Below are 19,630 nucleotides of genomic sequence, written 5' to 3' on the forward strand. Positions count from 1 at the left end.
TGCGTGCCAAGGTCACCTCCCACGTAGAGATGATCTTGAATCACAGCCAGACGCGCAGGGGAATCCTTTTTGTCAACACAACCTAGCATCGCTCAATATACTGAGCAACGGATTTCGCCGGATTTGACCAGGCTCGCGCCGGCAGCCTCAGCCCGGCCGGGGCGTGGGCGCGAACCGGTCCGGATGCGCGGCGGCGAAGGCCGGCACCGCCGCGCAGGCCTCGGCGACGGCGGCGATGCGTGGCAGATGCCCGAAGGCGACGCCCCAGCGGCTGGCGTTGTAAAGCTGCGGGACCAGCACACAATCGGCCATGCCGGGCGCGTCGCCATGGCAGAAGCGGCCGGTGAAGCCCGGATGATCCAGCAGCGCCTCGATGGCCGCCAGCCCGGCGGCGATATTGTCGCGGTTCCAGGCGGCACGGGCCTCGGCCCCGGCCAGCGCCTCGACCCGGTCCAGCACCCGCAGGTTCGAAAGCGGATGGATCTCGCAGGCCACCGCCAGGGCCAGCGCCCGGACGCGGGCACGGCCGCCGGGATCGGCGGGCAGCAGCGGCGGCGCGGGCCGGGTCTCCTCCAGATAGTCCAGGATCGCCAGCGACTGGGTCAGCCGCAAGCCGTCGATCTCCAGCGCCGGCACCAGCCCCTGCGGGTTCAGCGCCCGGTGCCGCGGGCGGCGCTGTGCACCGGCCAGCAGATCCACCGCCACCCGCCGATAGGCCAGGCCCTTCAGTGCCAGCGCGATGCGCACCCGCCAGGACGCGGACGAGCGCCAGTAGTCATGCAGCACGATGCTGGGGTCCGGGCTCATGGCCGGAGTTCAGGGCCGAAGCTCAGGGCCGGGTGGGCAGGATCCGCCCGGTGCAGGGACCGAAGCCGATGCGATAGCCCTCGCCCCGGGCCTGCGCGAACAGCCCGACCTCGTCGCCGTCTTCCAGAAAGCTGCGCGACGCCCCGTTCACCATGACCGGCATCTTGCCGCCCTCGGTCATTTCCAAGAGCGCCCCGGTCTGCTCGCGGCCCGGCCCCGAGATCGTGCCCGAGCCCAGCAGGTCGCCGACCCGCATCGGGCAGCCGGAACTGCTGTGATGCGCCAGTTGCTGGGCGCTGGAGTAATACATGACGTTGTAGTTCGTCCGGCCCATGACCTGGCCGTTCAGCGTCCAGCCGATCTCGAGGTCGTAAAGCCCCGGCCGCGCCTCGTGCAGATAGGGCAGCAGCGGGTTCACCCGCTCGGCGCCGGCGCAGCGGAACGGCTCCAGCGCCGCCTGGGTCACCACCCAGGGGCCGATGGTGGTGCCAAGCGCCTTGGACTGGAACGGGCCCAGCGGCTGGTATTCCCAGGCCTGGATGTCGCGCGCCGACCAGTCGTTGAGCAGCACATAGCCGAAGATCATCGCCTCGGCCTGCTCCACCCCGATCCGCTCGCCCATGGTGCTGTCAGCGCCGACGACGGCGCCCAGCTCCAGTTCAAGGTCCAGCCGGCGGCAGGGCCGCCATTCCGGCCCGGCCTCGCCCCGGACCTGCCCCATGGGCCGGCGGATCGGGGTGCCCGAGACCACGACCGACGAGGCCCGGCCGTTATAGCCGATGGGCATATGCGTCCATTGCGGCGGCAGGGCGTTCTCCGGCCCGCGGAACAGCGCCCCGACATTGAAGGCATGATGCTTCGAGGCATAGAAATCGGTGAATTCGGTCACCCGGATCGGCAGGTGCAACCTTGCCCCGGCCATGGCGACCAGCGGGACATCCTCGCTTGCACCTTCGGCCAGCAGCGCCGTCAGCCGCGCCCGCACCGCCTCCCAGCGCGCCCGCCCCAGCGCCATGAAGCCGTTCAGCTGCGGTTGCGCGAACGTGCCGCCGGCATCGACCAGGCCGCGCGCCTCGCAGGCCGCCAGGTCCAGGATCATCTCGCCGATGGCGACCCCGCAGCGCGGCGCCTCGCCGGCGACGGAAAACACCCCATAGGGCAGGTTGTTCAGGGGAAAGGGGCCATCCGCGCGATTGGCGCTCTCGACCCGGGACCGCAGCAGGGGCATGCCGATGTTCTTCTCCGTTTCAGAAATACTCTCGGGGGGCAGACGGCCCCTCGCCTTACGCGTCACTTCACCCCGGGGGTGCCGTCGAACTTCTTCTCCAGCCGGTCCCAGACCTCGATGTAATCCTGCTGCATCGGCGCCTCGCGGGCGGCGAATTCGGTCAGGTGCTGGGGAAAGCGGGTCTCGAACATGAAGCTCATCGTGTGGTTCAGCTTCTCGGGTTTCAGCGCGGCATTGCTGGCGCCCTCGAAGGCGTCGCGATCCGGGCCGTGCGGCAGCATGCAATTGTGCAGGCTGATGCCGCCCGGCGCGAAGCCCTGCGGCTTGGCGTCGTAGATGCCGTAGATGTTGCCCATCAGCTCGGACATGATGTTCTTGTGATACCAGGGCGGCCGGAAGCTGTGCTCGGCAACCAGCCAGCGCTCGCGGAACAGCACGAAGTCGATATTCGCCGTCCCCTCCTGCCCCGAGGGCGCGGTCAGCACGGTAAAGATCGACGGATCGGGATGGTCGAACAGGATCGCGCCGACCGGAGCATAGGTCCGCAGGTCGTATTTGTAGGGGCAGTAATTGCCGTGCCAGGCCACCACGTCCAGCGGCGAGTGGTCGATCCAGGTTTCGTGGAACTGGCCGCACCACTTGATGACCACGCGCGAGCGCGTCTCACGATCCTCGAAGGCGGCGACCGGGCATTTGAAGTCGCGCGGATTGGCCAGGCAATTGGCGCCGATGGGGCCGCGGTTCGGCAGGTCGAACTTCTGGCCGTAATTCTCGCAGACGAAGCCGCGGGCCGGGCCTTCCAGCACCTCGACGCGATAGACCAGGCCGCGCGGCAGGATGGCGATCTCCTTCGGCTCCAGGTCGATCACCCCGAGTTCGGTGCAGAAGCGCAGCCGGCCCTCCTGCGGCACCACCAGCAATTCGCTGTCGGCCGAGAAGAAGTATTCGTCCTGCATCGAGCGGGTGACCAGGTAGACATGGCTGGCCATGCCGACCTGGATATTCACGTCGCCCGCCGTGGTGATCGTCCTCATGCCGGTGATCCAGGTCAGGTCCTGGTCCGGCACCGGGATCGGATCCCAGCGATACTGGCCCAGGCTGACGATGTCGTCGCGCACGTTCGGCGCGGTCTTCCAATAGGGCAGGTCGATGGCCGCGAACCGCCCGGTATGATGCACCGAGGGGCGGATGCGATAGCACCAGGTCCGCTCGTTCTGGCCGCGCGGCGCGGTAAAGGCGGTGCCGGAAAGCTGCTCGGCATAAAGCCCGTAGTTGCATTTCTGCGGGCTGTTCTGGCCCTGCGGCAGGGCGCCGGGCAGGGCCTCGGTTTCGAAATCATTGCCGAAGCCGGGCATGTAGCCCTCGTGCGGGCCGGTCGGGCCGGCGGCGCGGACCATGCCGCGCGGCAGCTCGTGCTGGGTCATCGGATCCTCCCTGCGCAATGTCATTGCTATTGCAACGATCATACCGTTGCGAAAGCAACGATGTCAAGCACCCGAGCTTGTTGCAGCCGCAATGTTTTTCTGCTGTGCTGCGCCCAGGAGGCACGCATGTCATTCGACCTGGACGGATTCCTGCCCTATCGGCTGAATGTCGCGGCGACCCGGGTCAGCCGCCGCTTCGCCGCGCTTTACGAGGCCGAGGCCGGGCTGAGCATTCCCGAATGGCGGGTGCTGGCGCATCTGGCCCATTCCGGCGCGGTCAGCGTCCGCGACATCCATGCCCGGGTGAACCTGGACAAATCGATGGTCAGCCGGGCGGCGACGCGCCTGCAGCAGGCGGGATGGGTGCGCAAGTCCGGCAACGCGGCCGACCGCCGGCTGGTGGCGCTGGAACTCACGCCCGAGGGCCGGGCGCTGATGGCCCGCCTGGGCCGCATCGCCGAGACCTTCCAGGCCGAATTGCTGGCCGAACTGGGCGCGGATGCCGCAGCGCTTGACCGCGCCCTGGCGAAAATCACCGGAACGGGAAACGGCGACTAGGCTGGGCGCGGAAACGACGCGCCGTCCCCGGCCTCGGGTGGGCGCACGCCCCGTCCCGGTGACGGCGGTGCTATTCCCTGGTGCCGCTGTCCAGCGCCGCGGCCGGGGGCTTTCTGCGGTTCTTGCTCATGCCATGCTCGGACCATGCCGGGCCCAGCAGGAAACCCAGAATGCTGGCGGCGCTCGGCATGTTGATGAAAAATGCGAAGAAGCCTTTGAACGCGACCGGGCCATCGCCGATCCTTGTCCCGGAAAAATAGGGCGTCACCATGTTCACCAGCGCGGTGAAGGCAAAGAAGGTGATCCCGAGCAGCACCGCGACGCTGCGCAGGGAAACGATGGCCCGTCCCCGCCCGCCCCGCACCACGCGGAAAGTCTCGCGCAGCAGGATGACCGCCAGCCCGGCGGCGCTGAACAGCCATTGCAGCGTGCACAGGATGGTGAACTCCCCCCCCAGGCCAGCTGGGCGGGATAGATCTCGGGCGAGATGGCAAGGGATGCAAGCTCCTCCCGCAGGGGCGTGGCGGCAAGCAGCGACAGCGGCACGAGCCGGACCAGATAGTTCACCAGCGAGGTCGCCAGCACAAGGGTGATGAGCCAGCTGTGCCATCTTGGAATGGCGGGTTGCGAGGGGCGAGGCATCGGGGCTCCATCCGGGAAATGCTGCCGTTCAAGGGAAGCATATCCGCCCGGGCGGCGCGAGGGGGGATACCGGCGGCGTCCGGCGGCGCACGCCCGGTCTGCTGATGTCCCGGATGCCCCGGATGCCTCGGTGACGGCGGTCAGCGTGCCGGACCGCCCGCCGCGGGGCCCGGCGCATAGACGGCCAGGAAACGCGCCACGCGGCGGCGCACGAAGGCGTCGATACCGGCATCGGAAAGCGGCGGCATCATCAGCAGCGCCCGGCGCTGCAGCCCCGCCAGCACCAGGTCGACGAATTCAGCCCCCGCCTCGCGGCAATCCTCCATCGCCAGGTCGCCCCGCGCCACGCGCAGCGCGAAATATTCCGCCAGGGTCTCGATCGAGCGCATCGGCCCGGCCTCGTAGATCTGCCGGGCCAGGTCGGGGAATTTCTCGCCGGCGCCGATCATCATGCGCATCGCCGCCATCACCTCGTCCTGCAGCAGCGTGTCGATCATGCTGCGGGCGATCTGGCGCAACTCGTGCTCGACCCCCTCCACCCCGGCGCCAAGCTGGCGGATCGTGCGCTGCAGCCGGCCGCATTCGGTCAGCACCAGCGCCTCGAACATCGCCTCCTTGCTGTCGAAATAGACATAGAGCGTGCCCTTGGACACCCCGGCCGCCCGCGCCACGTCCTGCATCGAAGCGCCCTCGAAGCCCTGGGCCAGGAACATGCGCCGGGCGCCGTCCAGGATCTGCCGGCGCTTCGGGCTGTCCTCGGGCTCGGGCAGGCCGGATCCGCCGGGGGGGCGGGATGGGCTCTGGCTGCTGGGTTCGCTCAACTGGGCCTCCTGTCGCTGTGCCGTCGAGGGTATGTCGCATGCGCCCGGCGGGTCCATCCCCGACGTACCGCGCTTTCCTGTGCCTGTCCGCTGATGGTTGCGGGATATATTGACCGAACGGTTCGGTCAATACTATAAGCGCTCCAAGCCGCCTGTCCGACTCGCGCCCGGCCGTGGCGCGGCCCCTGCCCCGGCGGTCCCATATCGAAAGGCTTGAACCATGGCATCGACCGGCGAAGCCGCACCCGCGGCACCCGTGAAGAAATCCGGCTCCGGCAAGGCCAAGCGCATCCTGGCCGGGCTGGCGCTGGTGCTGCTGGCGGTGATCGGCTACGAGCTCTGGCACTGGTTCAGCTTCGGCCGCTTCCACGAGGAAACCGACGACGCCTATCTGCAGGCCGACCTGGTGCAGCTGCAGGCCCGCGACACCGGCTATATCGCCGAGATCCTGGTGGCGCCGAACGCGCCGGTGACCAAGGGCCAGGTGATCGCCCGCATCGACCCCGAGGATTACCGCCTGGCGGTCGAGACCGCCCGGAACGGCCTGGCCACCGCCGAAAGCGCAGCGAAACAGCTCGAGGCGCAGATCACCGCCGGCGAGGCGGCGATCCAGCAGGCCCGGGCGGCGCTGGCCTCGGCCGAGGCGACGAATGACGGGGCGCAGAAATCCTGGCGGCGGGCGCGCGAGCTCAAGTCCAGTTCGGCCGGCACCCAGGCGGCGGTGGATGCGGCCGAGGCCAGCGCGAAATCCGCCGCTGCCCAGGTGGAAAGCGCCAAGGCGGCGCTGGCCGAAGCGCAGGCGCAGCTGGTCGTGCTGAAGGCTCGGCTGGACAGCGCGCGGCTGGACGTGCAGTCGGCGCGCACCGACCTGCGCAAGGCGCAGCGCGACCTGGATTTCACCCGGATCCGCGCGCCCTTCGACGGCATCCTGACCGAGCGGCAGATCGAGGTCGGCTCCTATGTCGCGCCCGGCAGCCGCATCGGCACGCTGGTGCCGGTCGGGAACCTGTATGTCGGGGCCAATTTCAAGGAAACCCAGATCGCCGGCATCCGGCCCGGCGCCCGCGTCTCGATCCGCGTCGACGCCTGGCCGGACGAAGTGCTGCACGGCACGGTCGCAAGCCTGACCGCCGGCACCGGGCAGGTGTTCAGCCTGCTGCCCGCCTCGAACGCCACCGGCAATTTCACCAAGGTCGTGCAGCGCGTGCCGGTGCGCATCGAGATCGACGCGCAAGACCGCGCCCGCCTGCCCCTGCGCCCGGGCATGTCGGTCATCGCCGAGGTCGATACCCGCAGCGGCGAGGACCGGCCGCTGATGCCCGCCCCCGCGCAGAGCATACCGGCCCCGGCGGCCGATCCCGGCGCGGCCGCCACCAGCGCGCTGGACGGCGCCGCCGTGGAAGGCATCCGGCAGGCCGCGCGGAACGGGGGCTGAGCCATGCCCGCCGACAGCACGGCGGCGCTTGCCCCGGACGGCCCGGTGCCGGCCGCACCCGATCAGGACCGCATCGACCCGCGCCGGCTGATCACCTTCCTGCTGATGGTGCTGGGCATGTTCATGGCGATCCTGGACATCCAGATCGTCTCGGCCTCGCTGTCCGAGATCCAGGCGGGGCTCGCGGCCTCCAGCGACGAGATCCCGTGGATCCAGACCTCATACCTGATCGCCGAGGTCATCATGATCCCGCTGTCGGGCTATCTGTCGCGGATGCTGTCGACGCGCTGGGTCTTCACCATCTCCTCGGGCGGGTTCACGGTGATGAGCCTGCTCTGCGGCCTGTCGAATTCGATGTCCGAGATGATCGTCTGGCGGGCGTTGCAGGGCTTCATCGGCGGGGCGATGATTCCGACGGTCTTTGCCTGCGCCTTCACCATCTTCCCGCGTTCCAAGATGCATATCGTCTCGCCGATGATCGGGCTGGTGGCGACGCTGGCGCCGACCGTGGGGCCGACGCTGGGCGGCTACCTGACCGAATACATGAGCTGGCACTGGCTGTTCTTCATCAACGTCATTCCCGGCATCGTCGTCACCACCGCCGCCTTCCTGCTGATCGACTTCGACAAGCCGGACCTGAGCCTGTTCCAGCGCTTCGACTGGTGGGGCTTCCTGGGCCTGGCGCTGCTGCTGGGGGCGATGGAATACGTGCTGGAAGAGGGCGCGGGCGACGACTGGTTCGCCGACGAGCTGATCGTCGCGATGACCGGGGTGATGATCGCCGGCGGCTTCCTGTTCTTCTGGCGCGCCTTCACCGCCGAGGAACCCATCGTGCGGCTGGACGCCTTTGCCGACCGCAACTTCACCATGGGCTCGGTCTTTTCCTTCGGGCTGGGGATCGGGCTTTACGGGTTGATCTACATCTTCCCGCTCTACCTCTCGGGGATCCGCGGCTACAATTCGCTGCAGATCGGCGAGGCGATGATGGTCTCGGGCATCGCCATGTTCCTGACCGCGCCGATTGCCGGGCGGCTGTCGCAAAGCGTCGATCCGCGGCTGATGATGGGTGCGGGCTTCGCGGTCTTCGCCTTCAGCTGCTGGATGATGACCGGGCTGACCGAGGATTGGGATTATTGGGAGATTTTCCTGCCGCAGATCCTGCGCGGGGTCTCGCTGATGATCTGCATGGTGCCGGTGTCGAACATCGCGCTGGGGATGCTGCCGCCCGAGAAGGTCAAGAACGCCTCGGGCCTGTTCAACCTGACCCGCAACCTGGGCGGCGCGGTCGGGCTGGCGCTGATCAACACCGTGCTGACCAACCGCGAGGATTTCCACTATGCCCGCATCGCCGAAAGCGTGACCGGCGGCAACGGCGCGGCGGATCAGGCGATGGGGATGCTGGAACAGGCCTATTCCGGCCTGGGCGAGGCGGCCGGCACGGCGGCGCTGGCCACGCTGACCGACATGGCGCGGCTGCAGGCGGTGGTGATGTCGCTTGCGGACATCTTCGTGCTGCTGACCGGGCTTTTCGCCTCGCTCGCCCTGCTGCTGTTCTTCGTGCAGAAGCCGGCGCCCGGCGCGGGCGGTGGCGGGCACTGACCGTCAGGACAGCAGCGCCCGCGACAGGGCCATCGCCAGCCCGGCCGCGGCGATGGCGAGCCCGCCGACGGCGCCGACGATCAGGCCCAGCCGGGACCCGCCCGCCCAGGCCGCGAGGATTGCCTTCGAGACGGTATTGACCGCCACCGCGATCAGGATGGCCTGCGCCGCGGTGTCGAGCCCCAGCGCCCCGCCGCCCATCCGCGCCATCGAGATCGAGACGGCATCGACATCGGCGATGCCGGAAATCGCCGCCACGATCAGCACGCCGATATCGCCGAGCCACTGCCGCAGCACCGCCGCGGCCAGCATCACCACGGCGATGAACCCGGCAAGCTTCAGCGCCGTTCCCAGCGCCAGCGGGTTGTCGATGGCAAGGACCGGCCGCGCCTCGTCCCCGGCGCGGCGCATCAAAAGCGCGGCCCCGCAGGCGCTCACCGCCGCCATGGCCACCAGCGGCGGCGCCAGCCCGGCCAGCAAGGCCGGCTGCAGCCCGATGGCGACCACGGCCACCCGCAGGATCATCACCAGCCCCGCCAGCAGGATCCCCGCGCTGAGCAGCCGGGCCGAATCCGGGCGATCCTTGCCCAGCCGCGCAAAGGCCAGCGTGGTCGCGGTCGACGAGGCCAGCCCGCCGGTCGCCGCCATCACCATGATGCCGCGCCTTTCCCCGAAGGCCCTGACCGCCATGTAGCCGGCAAAGGAGATCGCCGCGATCAGGATGGCCAGCAGCCAGATGCGATAGGGATTGATTGCGCCCCAGGGATCGACGGTGCGGTCGGGGATGACCGGCAGCAGCAGGAAGGACATCGCCGCCAGGGTCAGCACGGCGCGGATCTCGATCCAGCTCAGCATGGCGACCCAGCGGTGCAGGTGCTCGCGCAGCGCCAGCAGCAGGGTCATCGCCACCGCCGCCGCCACGGCCGGTCCCAGCGCGCCGGCGACGGCCAGCGCGCCAAGCAGGAAGACCAGCATCCCCGCCACGCAGGAAGTCGCGCTGACATCCTGATCAAGCCGCGATTCGAGCCATTGGAAGGCCGCGAAAACCGCCGAGAAGGCGCAGAACACCAGCCCGATCAGCAGCCCGCCGAACTGCGCCCCCAGCGCCCCGGTCACGCCGCCCAAGAGCCCGGCCAGCGCAAAGGTCCGCAGCCCGGCGGCGCGACGGTGATCCCGTTCCGCGCGCGTTTGCCAGCCGCGCTCCAGCCCGACGAGCAGGCCGATGGCCAGCGACACGGCAAGGCGGGTCAGGATATCGGTCTGCTCCATGCCGCCACTCTGCCACCGGCCCGGCCCCTGGGCCAGAGGCGAGCGCCGCGGCGGTTCAGCGCGGATATTCCATCTGCATCGCGACGACCCGCGCGGTCCGCGCGCCATGGCGCGCGGCGATGATCTGCAGGGCCTGGTCCAGCGCCTCGGCCGGTCTCTGGCCGGCAAATCCGTATCGCGGCTGCCGCTCGGGCCAGTCGGCCGCGGTGGTTTCGGGCAGCAGGCGGATGCCGTTCCGGCTTTCGACCGCCGCCGTCGAGGCGGCGAAGGTCACGGCCCGCGACCGATAGGTCCGCGACCAGGCATCGGCGACCAGCGCCAGCGCCACCTCGTCCAGGCCGGGGCGAAGCTCCAGCCCCATGCGCTCGCGCTTCCAGAAAGCCAGCCGGTTGCCCAGCACCGTCGCGGCAAATGGCCGGGTCAGGCCGAAGGCGGCGCTGGCGTGGGCGTTGGCGTGGCGGGCATCCCAATGCGCCAGCCCCAGGTCGCGGGCCACCGCCTCGGCCTTGGCGCGGCCAGCGATGGCCTCGACCAGCACCAGCATCATCGGCATCGAGGCGGTGATGCCGGTGGTCGTGGCCACGCGGCCGTCGATCACCATGCGGCGGTCGGGCACATAGGTGATCGAAGGGCTGCGGTCGAGCATCCGCTGCCGGTGATACCAATGCGTCGTCGCCCGCCTGCCGTCCAGCAGGCCGGCCGCGGCGACCACCTTGGCGCCGGCGCAGATGCCGATGACGGTCGCCCCGCCTGCCGCCTGCTGCCGCAGCCAGCCGATGACCGCCGGGTCGTCGTCGCGGCTCATGGCGGGAACGATGACGTAATCCGCGCCCTCGGGGTGGCGGGCGTCGAATTCCGCCAGCGTCGCGTCGGGCAGCGCCGCCAGTGCCGGATAAAGCCGCACCGGGCCTGGCCCGGTCGCCAGCATGACCACATCGGCAATCCCGGCGCGGCGCAGGACGCCGGCGGGCATCAGGTAGTCGGTGGTCTCGGTGGCGTCGTTCAGGCCGACGACCGCGATCAGCGGCCGCGGGCGTTTCGGAGGCTTCAGCGCCGCCAGCATCGCTTGGGCCTCGGCCTGCGGCACCGGCGGGGGCTGCAGGGCGGCCGGGCCCGGCGGCAGGCTGTAAAGCCAGCCGCCAAGACCCGCGAGGGGCAGCGCCAGAAGCACCAGGATGCCGATCATCACGCGCCGCATGGGCCTTCCCTCCCCTGCCTCGTCGTCAGCCGGAACGGATCTGCAGCGCGCCGGCCTTGTCGCGCGTCACCTCGACCTCGTGCCGGCGGCTGCCGATCATCACGCTGGCGCGGAAACCCGGCCAGTGCGAGGGCATGGCGGGCTCCACCTCCAGCCTGTCGCCACCCTTGATGCGCAGGCCCAGGATATGCTCGACCGCGACGCGGTGCAGCCAGCCGGCCGAGCCGGTATACCAGGTCCAGCCGGCGCGGCCGGTCTTTTCCTCGGCGCCATAGACATCGGCGGCGACCACATAGGGCTCGCCGCGATAGAGCTGCAGGGTGGCGGCGTCGCTGGCATGGGCGATCGGGTTCAGCAGCCGGAACACCCGCCAGGCATCGTCGGCGCGGCCGGCCATGCACAGCGCCTGCACCATCCAGATCGCGGCATGGGTATATTGCCCGCCATTCTCGCGCACGCCGGGCGGATAGCCCTTGATATAGCCGGGGTCCTGCGGCGCATCGGAAAAGGGCGGGGTGAACAGGCGCAAGAGCATGCCGTCCTCGTCCAGCAGATGCTCCAGCGCCGCGTCCAGCGCCGGGTTGCGGCGGTCCTTGCGGCCGGCGCCCGAGATCACCGACCAGCTTTGCGCGATGGAATCGATGCGGCATTCCTGCGACCGGGCCGAGCCCAGCGGCGTGCCGTCGTCATAGATCCCGCGCAGATACCAGCCGCCATCCCAGCCGTGCCGGTCCAGCGTCCGCGACAGCCGGGCGGCATGGGCGCGCCAGCGTTTCGCGCGCTCGGCCTCGCCCCGCGCCTCGGCCAGCGCCGCCATCATGGCGATGGTGCAAGCCAGGAACCAGCCCATCCAGATCGACTGGCCGCGCCCGGCCGCGCCGACGCGGTTCATGCCATCGTTCCAGTCGCCGCCCAGGAACAGCGGCAGGCCCTGTTCGCCGGTGCGCGCGATGGCCAGCTCCAGCGCCAGCGCGGCGTGTTCGTAAAGCGTCGCCGTGCGATCGCCGATCTCGGGCGTGTAGAAGGCATCGTGCTCGCCCGGCTCCAGCGCGCGGCCCAGGATGAAGGGCAAGGGCTCGTCCAGCACGGCGCGGTCGCCGGTGACCTCGACATAGCGCGCCAGCGCATGGCCCAGCCACACCACGTCGTCGGCGATCAGGGTGCGCACCCCCGCGCCGGTGCCGGGCAGCCACCAATGCTGCACGTCGCCTTCCGGGAACTGGCGCGAGCCGGCTTCCAGCAGCTGGGCGCGGGCCAGCGCCGGGTCATAGGCCAGCATGGCCGAGGTGTCCTGCAGCTGGTCGCGGAACCCATAGGCGCCCGAAGCCTGGTAGAAGGCCGACCGCGCCCGGATCCGGCAGGCGATGGCCTGATAGGGCAGCCAGCGGTTCACCATCAGGTCGAAGGCCGGGTCCGGGGTTTCCACCTGCAAGCGGCCGAAGATGTGCTGCCAGTGCTCGGTCTGGGCGGTGGCGGCCTGCCGGGCGGTCTCGGTCCGGCCGAGCAGCGGCGCGGCGGCCTCGCCGGCGGCCGCGGCCAGGCGAAAGGTGACGGTGCGGCTTTCGCCCGGCTCGATCTCGATGCGGGTTTCCAGCATCATCACCGGGTCGCCGTCATGGCGATGCACGAAACGGTGGCTGAGCGTCGAATCGAACCAGGCGGGCTGGCAGACATCGCGGTTGCGGCCCTGCCAGATCAGCCGCGAAAGGCAAAGCCCCGTAACCTCGGCATCCACCGACTGGATCATCCGCTGGCCGGCATAGTCGATGGAATAGGGGTTCTCGCATTGCACCGCGCGGGCCTCGGGCAGGTAGCGCAACTGCAGATAGGGCGCGGTCTTGGCGCGGGCGCCGCCCATCACCGGCTCGAGGAACTGCGCCACGTCCAGCGTCAGCCGCCGCGTGCCGCGATTGACCAGCCGCAGCCCGACGACCCGCAGCGGCGCGTCGGGGGTCAGGCTGTGCAGCGCGGTGATCTCCAGCTCGCCCGACCAGGCGGCGAACTCGGAAAAGCCGGCGCCGTGGCGGCATTGGTAAAGCGCCTCGCGCTGGCTCGACAGCGCCGCATAGGGCGTGTGGACGGCGCCGGTGCCGACGTCGCGGATCAGGATCCCCTCGCCCGGCGGGTTGCTGACCGCGTCGTTCGACCAGGGCGTCAGCTGGTGGTCGCGCGAATTGGCCGACCAGGAAAAGCCCGCCCCCTCGGCCGAGATGTGGAAGCCGAAATCGCTGCGGGCGACGACGTTGATCCAGGGGTTCGGCGTCGCCTGGCCGTGGCGCAGGCGCATGACGTAATTGCCCTGCGCGTCGAAGCCGCCGGTGCCGTTCCAGAACCGCAGCTCCTCGGCCGGGAAGTCGGGGCGCAGCGCCGGGCGCTGCAGCGGGTGCGGCGCCGGGCGGGTGATGCCGCGCCGCAGCTCGGCCGGCTCCAGCCGCTGGATCTGCTCGGCCAGGCTGCCGTTCTGGGCGTGGATCACCACCCGCGCCACGGCCAGCAGCGTGTCGCGGGTCTCGGCCGACAGGCCGTTGGCGTCGACGGCAAAGACCGAGGGCCGCGAATGCAGCAGCTGCATGCTGTGGCACAGGTTGTTCAGCGCCTCGTGCAGATGCGCGGCGTAGCTGACGCGCTGCTCGTTCAGGATCACCAGGTCGCAGTCGAGGCCGCGCATGCGCAGGTATTCCTGCATGCGGATCGCCTGGCGGGCCACCGGCAGCAGGTCGGGGTCGTTGATGCGCAGCACCATGATCGGATTGTCGCCCGAGACCGACATCGGCCACAGCGCCGATTGCGAGCCCATGGGGTGATCGGCCTGCGAACTCAGCGCCTCGTTGGGATAGACCAGCAGCGCGGCATAGCGACGGAACAGCGCCGCCTCCTCGGGGGTGATGTCGGCGTGATGCAGCTGCACCTGGCTGCGGGTCCAGGCCATCTGGTGCTCGTTCTCATAGGCGGCTTCGTCGCTCAGCCGGGCATGCGCCTCCTCCAGCGCCGCGCGGCTTGCGGCGGCCGCGGTCCAGAAGGTCACCACCGCCTCCTTGCCCGGGTCGATGGTCAGCCGCCGGGTCAGCGAGAAGATCGGATCCAGCGTATAGCTTTCCCCCGGCGCCAGCCCGGCCAGGACGCCCGGGTCGTCCAGCGCCTGCGGGGCGCGGATCGTGCGGCCGCGGCCGAGGAACAGCCGCCGATCGGTGGCCGCGCCGGCGGGCACCCCCGCTCCGGTCGCCATGTGCATCAGGTGGCGGTCGGGATCCTGCGGGTTGCGCTTGTTGCGGCGGGCGAAGATGCGGCCCTGGTCCGGCTGGGCCTCGGTGGCGACGAACATGCGCGAAAAGGCGGTATGGGCGCGGTCGGCATCGTTGTTGTCCAGCACGATCTCGCCATAGCTGGTCAGTTCGATCTGGCGCGGCCGGTCCGAGCTGTTGCGCAGCTTCACCCGGGCGCCGCGCGCGTCCAGGTCGTCGGAGAGGATCACCTCGGTCTCGCAGAAGACGCCCTCGCCGTTGGCGATGAAATTGGCCTTGTAGTCGAACAGGCGCGCGGAATAGGCGATGCCGGGATCGAAGCCCGGCGCCGCCGTCGCCGACCACCAGCGCCCCGAGCCGGCATCGCGGATGAACAGGAACTCGCCCCAGGCATCCGCCGCCGGATCGGGTCGCCAGCGGGTGATGGCGGTGCCGTCCAGCCGCAGCCGGCCGCCGCCGCTGGCATCGAGCAGCATCGACAGCCGGCCGTTCGACATGACCGCGACGGTATGCGGGGCCGCGGCGGCATCCGCGACCTCGACGATCTCGGTCTGGCCCAGTTCGGACGGGCCGGGCAGACGCCGCGCCACCCGCTCGCGCCGCAGGGGCGAGACCTCGCGCGGGGTCTTCTGCTGCAGAAGCGTCGAGACGCTTTCGATCACCGGGTCGGCGTTGAAGCGGTCGCGATGCAGCCCGTCCATCAGGCAATTGGCGATGGCCAGCAGGCTCATGCCTTGGTGATGCGCCATGACGCTGCGTACCACGGCGCATTTGCGTCCCTCGGGCAAGCGCGAGGGGGTGAAGTCCACCGCGTCGAAAAAGCCGTATTCGCCGCGCGCGCCCAGCCGGGCCAGCCGGCGCAGGTTCTTCAGCGCGCTGCGCGGGCGGAAGGCGGCGGCGATGAAGCTGGCATAGGGCGCCACCACCTGGTCGTCGCGCAGCCAGCGCCGCAGCGCCAGTTCCGGTACGCCGAAGGCGTAATACTGATAGTTCATCTGCGCGTCGCGGGCGTTGTAGGCGCTTTCCGACACGCCCCAGGGCCGGCCGGCGCGCCAGCCGTCGCGGATCTGCGCCTCGACCGCCACGTCGCAGGAGCTGTAGAGGATCGAGCCCGGCGGCTCGTCCATCACCAGCGGCGCCATCAGGTATTCGAACATCGAGCCCGACCAGCTGACCAGGGTCGAGCCGTAGGGCATGGCGGTCATCGGCCGCCCGAGCCGGTTCCAGTGCTCGGTCGGCAGGTCGCCCTTGGCGATGGCGAACAGCGAGGCGAGCCGCGCCTCGGAAGCCAGCAGGTCGTAGAAGGACTGGTCCAGCGTGCCTTCGGCGCAATTGTAGCCGATGGCGAGCAGCTGGCGCTCGGGGTCGTAGAGGAACGCGAAATCCATCTGGAAGGCGAAGGCGCGGGCGCGCTCGGCCAGCGCCGCCATGCGCCGGGCCGCGACGGCGACCTCGTCGGGGTCGATGCGGCCCAGCCCCTCCATCTCGTCGCAGGTGCCGACCAAGCGGCTGGCCCACCAGTCCAGCTCGCGCGCGGCGGCGGTCGGCACCTCGGTCACCAGGCCCTGGATCAGCAGCTGCAGGTTGGCGGCGGCGCGGGCATAGCTTTGCACGTGCAGCGGCGCCAGATGCGGCGCGTCGGCACGGGCCATGCTGCGCCACAGCCCGGTGATGCGTTCGTCGATGCGGTCGCGCAGCGGGTTCAGGCTGCGCCGCTCGCGCGGGATCGCCGCGTGCAGCCGGCGCATCAGCGACAGGATGTCCACGGCGCCCGTCAGTTCGGGCAGCAGATACAAGGCCGGGTTGCGCGCCCATTCCTTCAGCGTCGAGGACAGGGTGATCAGCTGCCCGGCCAGATTGCCGCTGTCCACCGCCGAGATGTAGCGCGTGCCCAAGGGCTCCAGCGTGTCGGTGGCATACCAGTTGTAGAGATGGCCGCGATGCCGCTCCAGCCGCTCGATGGTCGCAAGCGTCGCCTCGATGCGGTCGAGCGCCTCGCCCAGGGTGATCCAGCGGAACTCGTGCGCGGTCACGGTCGAGAGCAGGTAAAGCCCGATATTGGTCGGCGAGGTGCGCTCGGCCAGCTTGGGCTGCGGATCGTCCTGGTAGTTGTCGGGCGGCAGGTGGTGGGTGCGCGCGGTCACGAAGGTCTCGAAGAAGCGCCAGATCAGCCGCGCCTCGGCCCGCCATTCCAGCTGCTCGTCGCCGGTCAGGGCGCGCGCGCCCTCGTGCTTGATCGGGCGGGCGCTGACCCAGGCGATCAGCGGCGCCCCCAGCCACAGCGCGCCCAGAGCCAGGGCCGGGGCCAGGTTCTCGGGGTGCAGCAGCGCCACCAGCCCCACGAAGCCCAGCCCCAGGGCCAGCCCGCCGCGCATCAGCGCCAGATAGCCCAAGGGCGTCTCGTGCCCGCGGGTGGCGACGGCATCGGTCGTGGTCCATTCCAGCAGGCCGCGCCGCGACAGGTAGACCCGGCACAGGCTGCGCACCGTGGCATCGACCATGCTCCAGGCCATCTGCGGCAGCAGCGTCAACCGCATCATGAAGGCCATGACCTGGTCGATCAGCTCGTTGCCGATGACCATCATGTGGCGCAGCGGCGCCACCCCGGACTGCCGTGGCATCAGCCCCATCAGCCAGCCCAGGAGCTGCGACAGTCCGACCGAGACGCCCAGCAGCCCCAGCCAGAACATCGCATCGGCATGGGGCAGGCCGATCAGCGCCACCAGCGCCGCCAGCATCAGCCCCACCGGCAAGAGGCTGCGGCGCAGGTTGTCGACGATGCGGAACCGCGCCAGCGTGTCCAGCCCGTTGCGCAGGTCCAGCAGATAGGGCAGCAGCTGCCAGTCGCCGCGCGCCCAGCGGTGCTGGCGCGACAGGTCCACGTCGAAGCGCTTGGGATATTCCTCGATGAAGTTCACGTCGGTCGCCAGCGCCGCGCGCAGCCAGGCGCCCTCGATCAGGTCGTGGCTCAGCACCGTGTTCTCGCGGATGCCGTCCTGGGCGGCGGCGATGAAGGCGTCGACGTCATAGATGCCCTTGCCGGTATAGGTGCCCTGGTCGAACAGGTCCTGATACAGGTCCGAGACGGTGAAGACATAGGGGTCCAGCCCCTTGTCCTGCGACAGGATGCGCTGGAAGGGCGAGGTCTGGCTGCCATGCTTCAGAAGCGAGGTCACGCGCGGCTGGATCAGCCCGTGGCCGCGGATGATGCGCTGCCGGGCCGGGTCATAGACCGGGCGGTTGACCGGATGCGCCATCATGCCGACCAGCATGCGCACGGTGTCGCGCGGCATGCGGGTGTCGGCGTCCAGCGTCACCACATAGCGGATGCCCTCGGGCGGGCGCGGGCCGGTATCGACGAAGCTGGTGTCGCGGCTGCCGCGCAGCAGCGCGTTCAGCTCGACCAGCTTGCCGCGCTTGCGCTCCCAGCCCATCCAGACGCCCTCGGTCTCGTTCCATTGCCGGCGGCGGTGCAGCAGGTAGAAGCGCTGCCCGGTATGGGCATAGCGCTCGGACAGCGCGGCGATGCCCTGGCGGGCATAGGCCAGCAGCTCGGCGTCCCGGGGCGTCGCCTCATCGGCCGCGTCGGTGAAATCGGTCAGCAGCGCAAAGCTCAGCGCCGGATCCGGGTTGGCAAGGCAATGCACCTCGAGATTGCTGAGCAGGTCGTCGATGGTGTCCAGGCTGGTCAACAGGCAGGGGACCGCCACGAGCGTCGCATGTTCGGGCGGGATGCCGTCCCTGAACCCGTAGGCAGGCAGTTGCGAAGGCGCGATCAGCCGGCTGGCGACGAAGCGCAGCAGTGCCAGCGAGGCGTCAAGGAAGGGCGCCAGCGACAGCAGGATCAGCGTCGCGGCCAGGAACCCCCCGGTCTGCGAGGGCACATAGGCCAGGCACAGCCCCAGGGCCAGCGCCATCAACCCCGCCAGCGGCACCACCAGGGCAAGGACGCCCTGGCGGCGCACCAGCCGGGCCAGCCGCTCGCGCCAGACCGGGCGATAGCCGCACTCGGCCTCGAAGCGGGCCGCGTCGTCGCCCAGCAGCACGACCGAGGTGGGGATGCCGCGCCGTCCCGCCGTCGCCAGCGCCCGTTCGGCCACCTCGGGCTCGGACAGGTCGGAATGGCGCGCGATCATCTCGATGCGGTTGCGGATGGCGTTACGGGTCTGCGGGGCCAGGCGCCGGTGGTCGGGATCCTCGCGCAGGATCGCCTCGGTGCGGCTGGTGGCCTCGAACCATTCGCGCCAGTTGATCTCGTCCAGGCGCTTCAGCGCCCGGATGACATGCGCGGCGGTGACGTTGTTGGCGGTCTGGCGCAGCTGCTCGCCGGTCATCATCTGCTCGGCGGTATGGCCCTGCGCCTCGAGCCGCCGGGCCAGCTCGGCGGTGATGGCATGGGTGCGGTCCAGCCCGGCATGGATGCGATAGATCACATGCGCCACGAAGGCCGGATTCTGCAGCGCGGCGCCGGGCACCACCAGGTCGAAATCCGCCGGGCCGGGATCGTCCTTGGCCATCAGCCGGTCCATGGCGGCATTGGCCTCGCGCCGGCCGCGGCGGGCCTGCTCGGCCTCCTCGCTCAGCCGCAGCATCCGCAACAGCAGCGCATAGCGCAGCATCGAGGGCAGCGACCAGAGTTCGCCGATGGTCAGCCAGTCCACCTGCTGGGCACCGGCGATGAAATCGGCGAAGCTGCGCTCGCGCAGGTCGCCGTCGGTCATGGCGACATAGTCCCAGGCCAGCGCCAGCACCCGCGGGATCGGCTCGGCCGCCGGCCGGAAACGGCCGCGCGGCAGCGAGCGCAGGAAGTCCGGGCGCAGGTCGCGATGCAGGTGGCGATAGGTCTCGGCGATGGTGTGGTAATTGTCCAGCAGCCAATGCGTGCCGGTGGTGATGTGCTCGTCCTCGGCCTCGGCCCGCAGCGCGGCCTGGTAAAGCATGCGCTGGTCGCTGTCGGCCTGCTTCAGGTCGAAGCGCGCGGCGCGCTCGTCGAAATGCGCCGCCTGCAGCGCCCCCCGCTGCAGCACCGCCCGCCCGGCCGCCTCGAAGACCGAGGCGGCGGTCATCCCGGCCCGGCCGCCCTCCTGCGCCGCGCTTCCGCCCCCGTCTGGCTGCATGGCTCCGCTCTCCCCTTCCCGGCCTTCCCCATGAAAGGGCCGCGGCGGGGCAGAGGTTCCCAAAAACCCGCACCGGCGCGGCGGGTGTCGGCGGGCGGCGGAAGCGGGCGGATCAGGAACCGTCAGGCGCGGACATCTTTCACCCCCTGCCCGGTCGCATCATCGGACCGGGACCGGCGGACATAGGGCAAAGGAGCACCGGCATGAACGCGACCCTTTCTCTGGTCGGTCCTGACGTGTTCGTCCTGTTCATCGCCGCCGCCGCAGGGATCAGACAGACGGGACGGCCC

Annotated in this window: 11 protein-coding genes; 3 read left to right on the plus strand and 8 right to left on the minus strand. The window is 70.0% G+C overall.

Going from position 1 to position 19,630, the window contains the following annotated elements:
* Nucleotides 1–147 precede the first annotated feature (147 nt).
* From maiA to hmgA, 3 genes are all read right to left on the minus strand, one after another.
* Nucleotides 148–807 carry a maleylacetoacetate isomerase gene (gene maiA / locus I9P22_RS10575; protein ID WP_199259445.1) on the minus strand — a complete coding sequence of 220 codons (660 nt, stop codon included), beginning with the start codon at nt 805–807 and terminating at the stop codon, nt 148–150.
* Nucleotides 808–829: 22 nt separating this feature from the next.
* The gene (gene fahA / locus I9P22_RS10580; RefSeq protein ID WP_199259446.1) at nt 830–2,035 is read right to left on the minus strand and encodes a fumarylacetoacetase; all 1,206 of its coding nucleotides are present in this window, start codon (nt 2,033–2,035) and stop codon (nt 830–832) included.
* A 62-nt stretch (nt 2,036–2,097) separates the two neighbouring features.
* On the minus strand, nt 2,098–3,459 hold the full coding sequence (gene hmgA / locus I9P22_RS10585; RefSeq protein WP_199259447.1) for a homogentisate 1,2-dioxygenase: 1,362 nt from the start codon (nt 3,457–3,459) through the stop codon (nt 2,098–2,100).
* A gap of 126 nt (nt 3,460–3,585) precedes the next feature.
* Here hmgA and I9P22_RS10590 point away from each other — a divergent pair, with 126 nt between their 5' ends.
* Entirely contained in the window at nt 3,586–4,017 is a 432-nt protein-coding gene (locus I9P22_RS10590) for a MarR family winged helix-turn-helix transcriptional regulator (RefSeq protein ID WP_199259448.1), read from the plus strand.
* Between the two features lie 70 nt (nt 4,018–4,087).
* On the opposite strand, the gene I9P22_RS10595 is transcribed toward I9P22_RS10590, so the two are convergent.
* Together I9P22_RS10595 and I9P22_RS10600 are read right to left on the minus strand one after the other, a co-directional pair.
* Entirely contained in the window at nt 4,088–4,627 is a 540-nt protein-coding gene (locus I9P22_RS10595) for a hypothetical protein (RefSeq protein WP_199259449.1), read from the minus strand.
* Nucleotides 4,628–4,799: 172 nt separating this feature from the next.
* On the minus strand, nt 4,800–5,480 hold the full coding sequence (locus I9P22_RS10600; protein ID WP_233253324.1) for a TetR/AcrR family transcriptional regulator: 681 nt from the start codon (nt 5,478–5,480) through the stop codon (nt 4,800–4,802).
* Nucleotides 5,481–5,700: 220 nt separating this feature from the next.
* Here I9P22_RS10600 and I9P22_RS10605 point away from each other — a divergent pair, with 220 nt between their 5' ends.
* Together I9P22_RS10605 and I9P22_RS10610 are read left to right on the plus strand one after the other, a co-directional pair.
* Nucleotides 5,701–6,915 (plus strand): HlyD family secretion protein, encoded by a 1,215-nt coding sequence (locus tag I9P22_RS10605; RefSeq protein WP_199259451.1) that lies wholly within the window; start codon nt 5,701–5,703, stop codon nt 6,913–6,915.
* 3 nt (nt 6,916–6,918) lie between these two features.
* Nucleotides 6,919–8,514, plus strand: a complete 1,596-nt coding sequence (locus I9P22_RS10610) for a DHA2 family efflux MFS transporter permease subunit (protein WP_199259452.1) — start codon at nt 6,919–6,921, stop codon at nt 8,512–8,514.
* Nucleotides 8,515–8,517: 3 nt separating this feature from the next.
* On the opposite strand, the gene I9P22_RS10615 is transcribed toward I9P22_RS10610, so the two are convergent.
* The 3 genes from I9P22_RS10615 to I9P22_RS10625 are packed head-to-tail and all read right to left on the minus strand — an operon-like array spanning nt 8,518 to nt 19,340.
* Nucleotides 8,518–9,783, minus strand: coding sequence for an MgtC/SapB family protein (locus I9P22_RS10615; RefSeq protein WP_199259453.1), 1,266 nt, complete (start codon nt 9,781–9,783; stop codon nt 8,518–8,520).
* A gap of 55 nt (nt 9,784–9,838) precedes the next feature.
* Nucleotides 9,839–10,981: a DJ-1/PfpI family protein gene (locus I9P22_RS10620; protein ID WP_199259454.1), complete on the minus strand. Its 1,143-nt coding sequence runs from the start codon at nt 10,979–10,981 to the stop codon at nt 9,839–9,841.
* Nucleotides 10,982–11,006: 25 nt separating this feature from the next.
* A complete protein-coding gene (locus I9P22_RS10625; RefSeq protein WP_199259455.1) occupies nt 11,007–19,340 on the minus strand; it encodes a GH36-type glycosyl hydrolase domain-containing protein in 8,334 nt (2,777 codons plus the stop codon).
* Nucleotides 19,341–19,630 lie beyond the last annotated feature (290 nt).

Source organism: Paracoccus binzhouensis (assembly GCF_016446475.1).
GTDB classification, from domain to species: Bacteria; Pseudomonadota; Alphaproteobacteria; order Rhodobacterales; family Rhodobacteraceae; genus Paracoccus; species Paracoccus binzhouensis.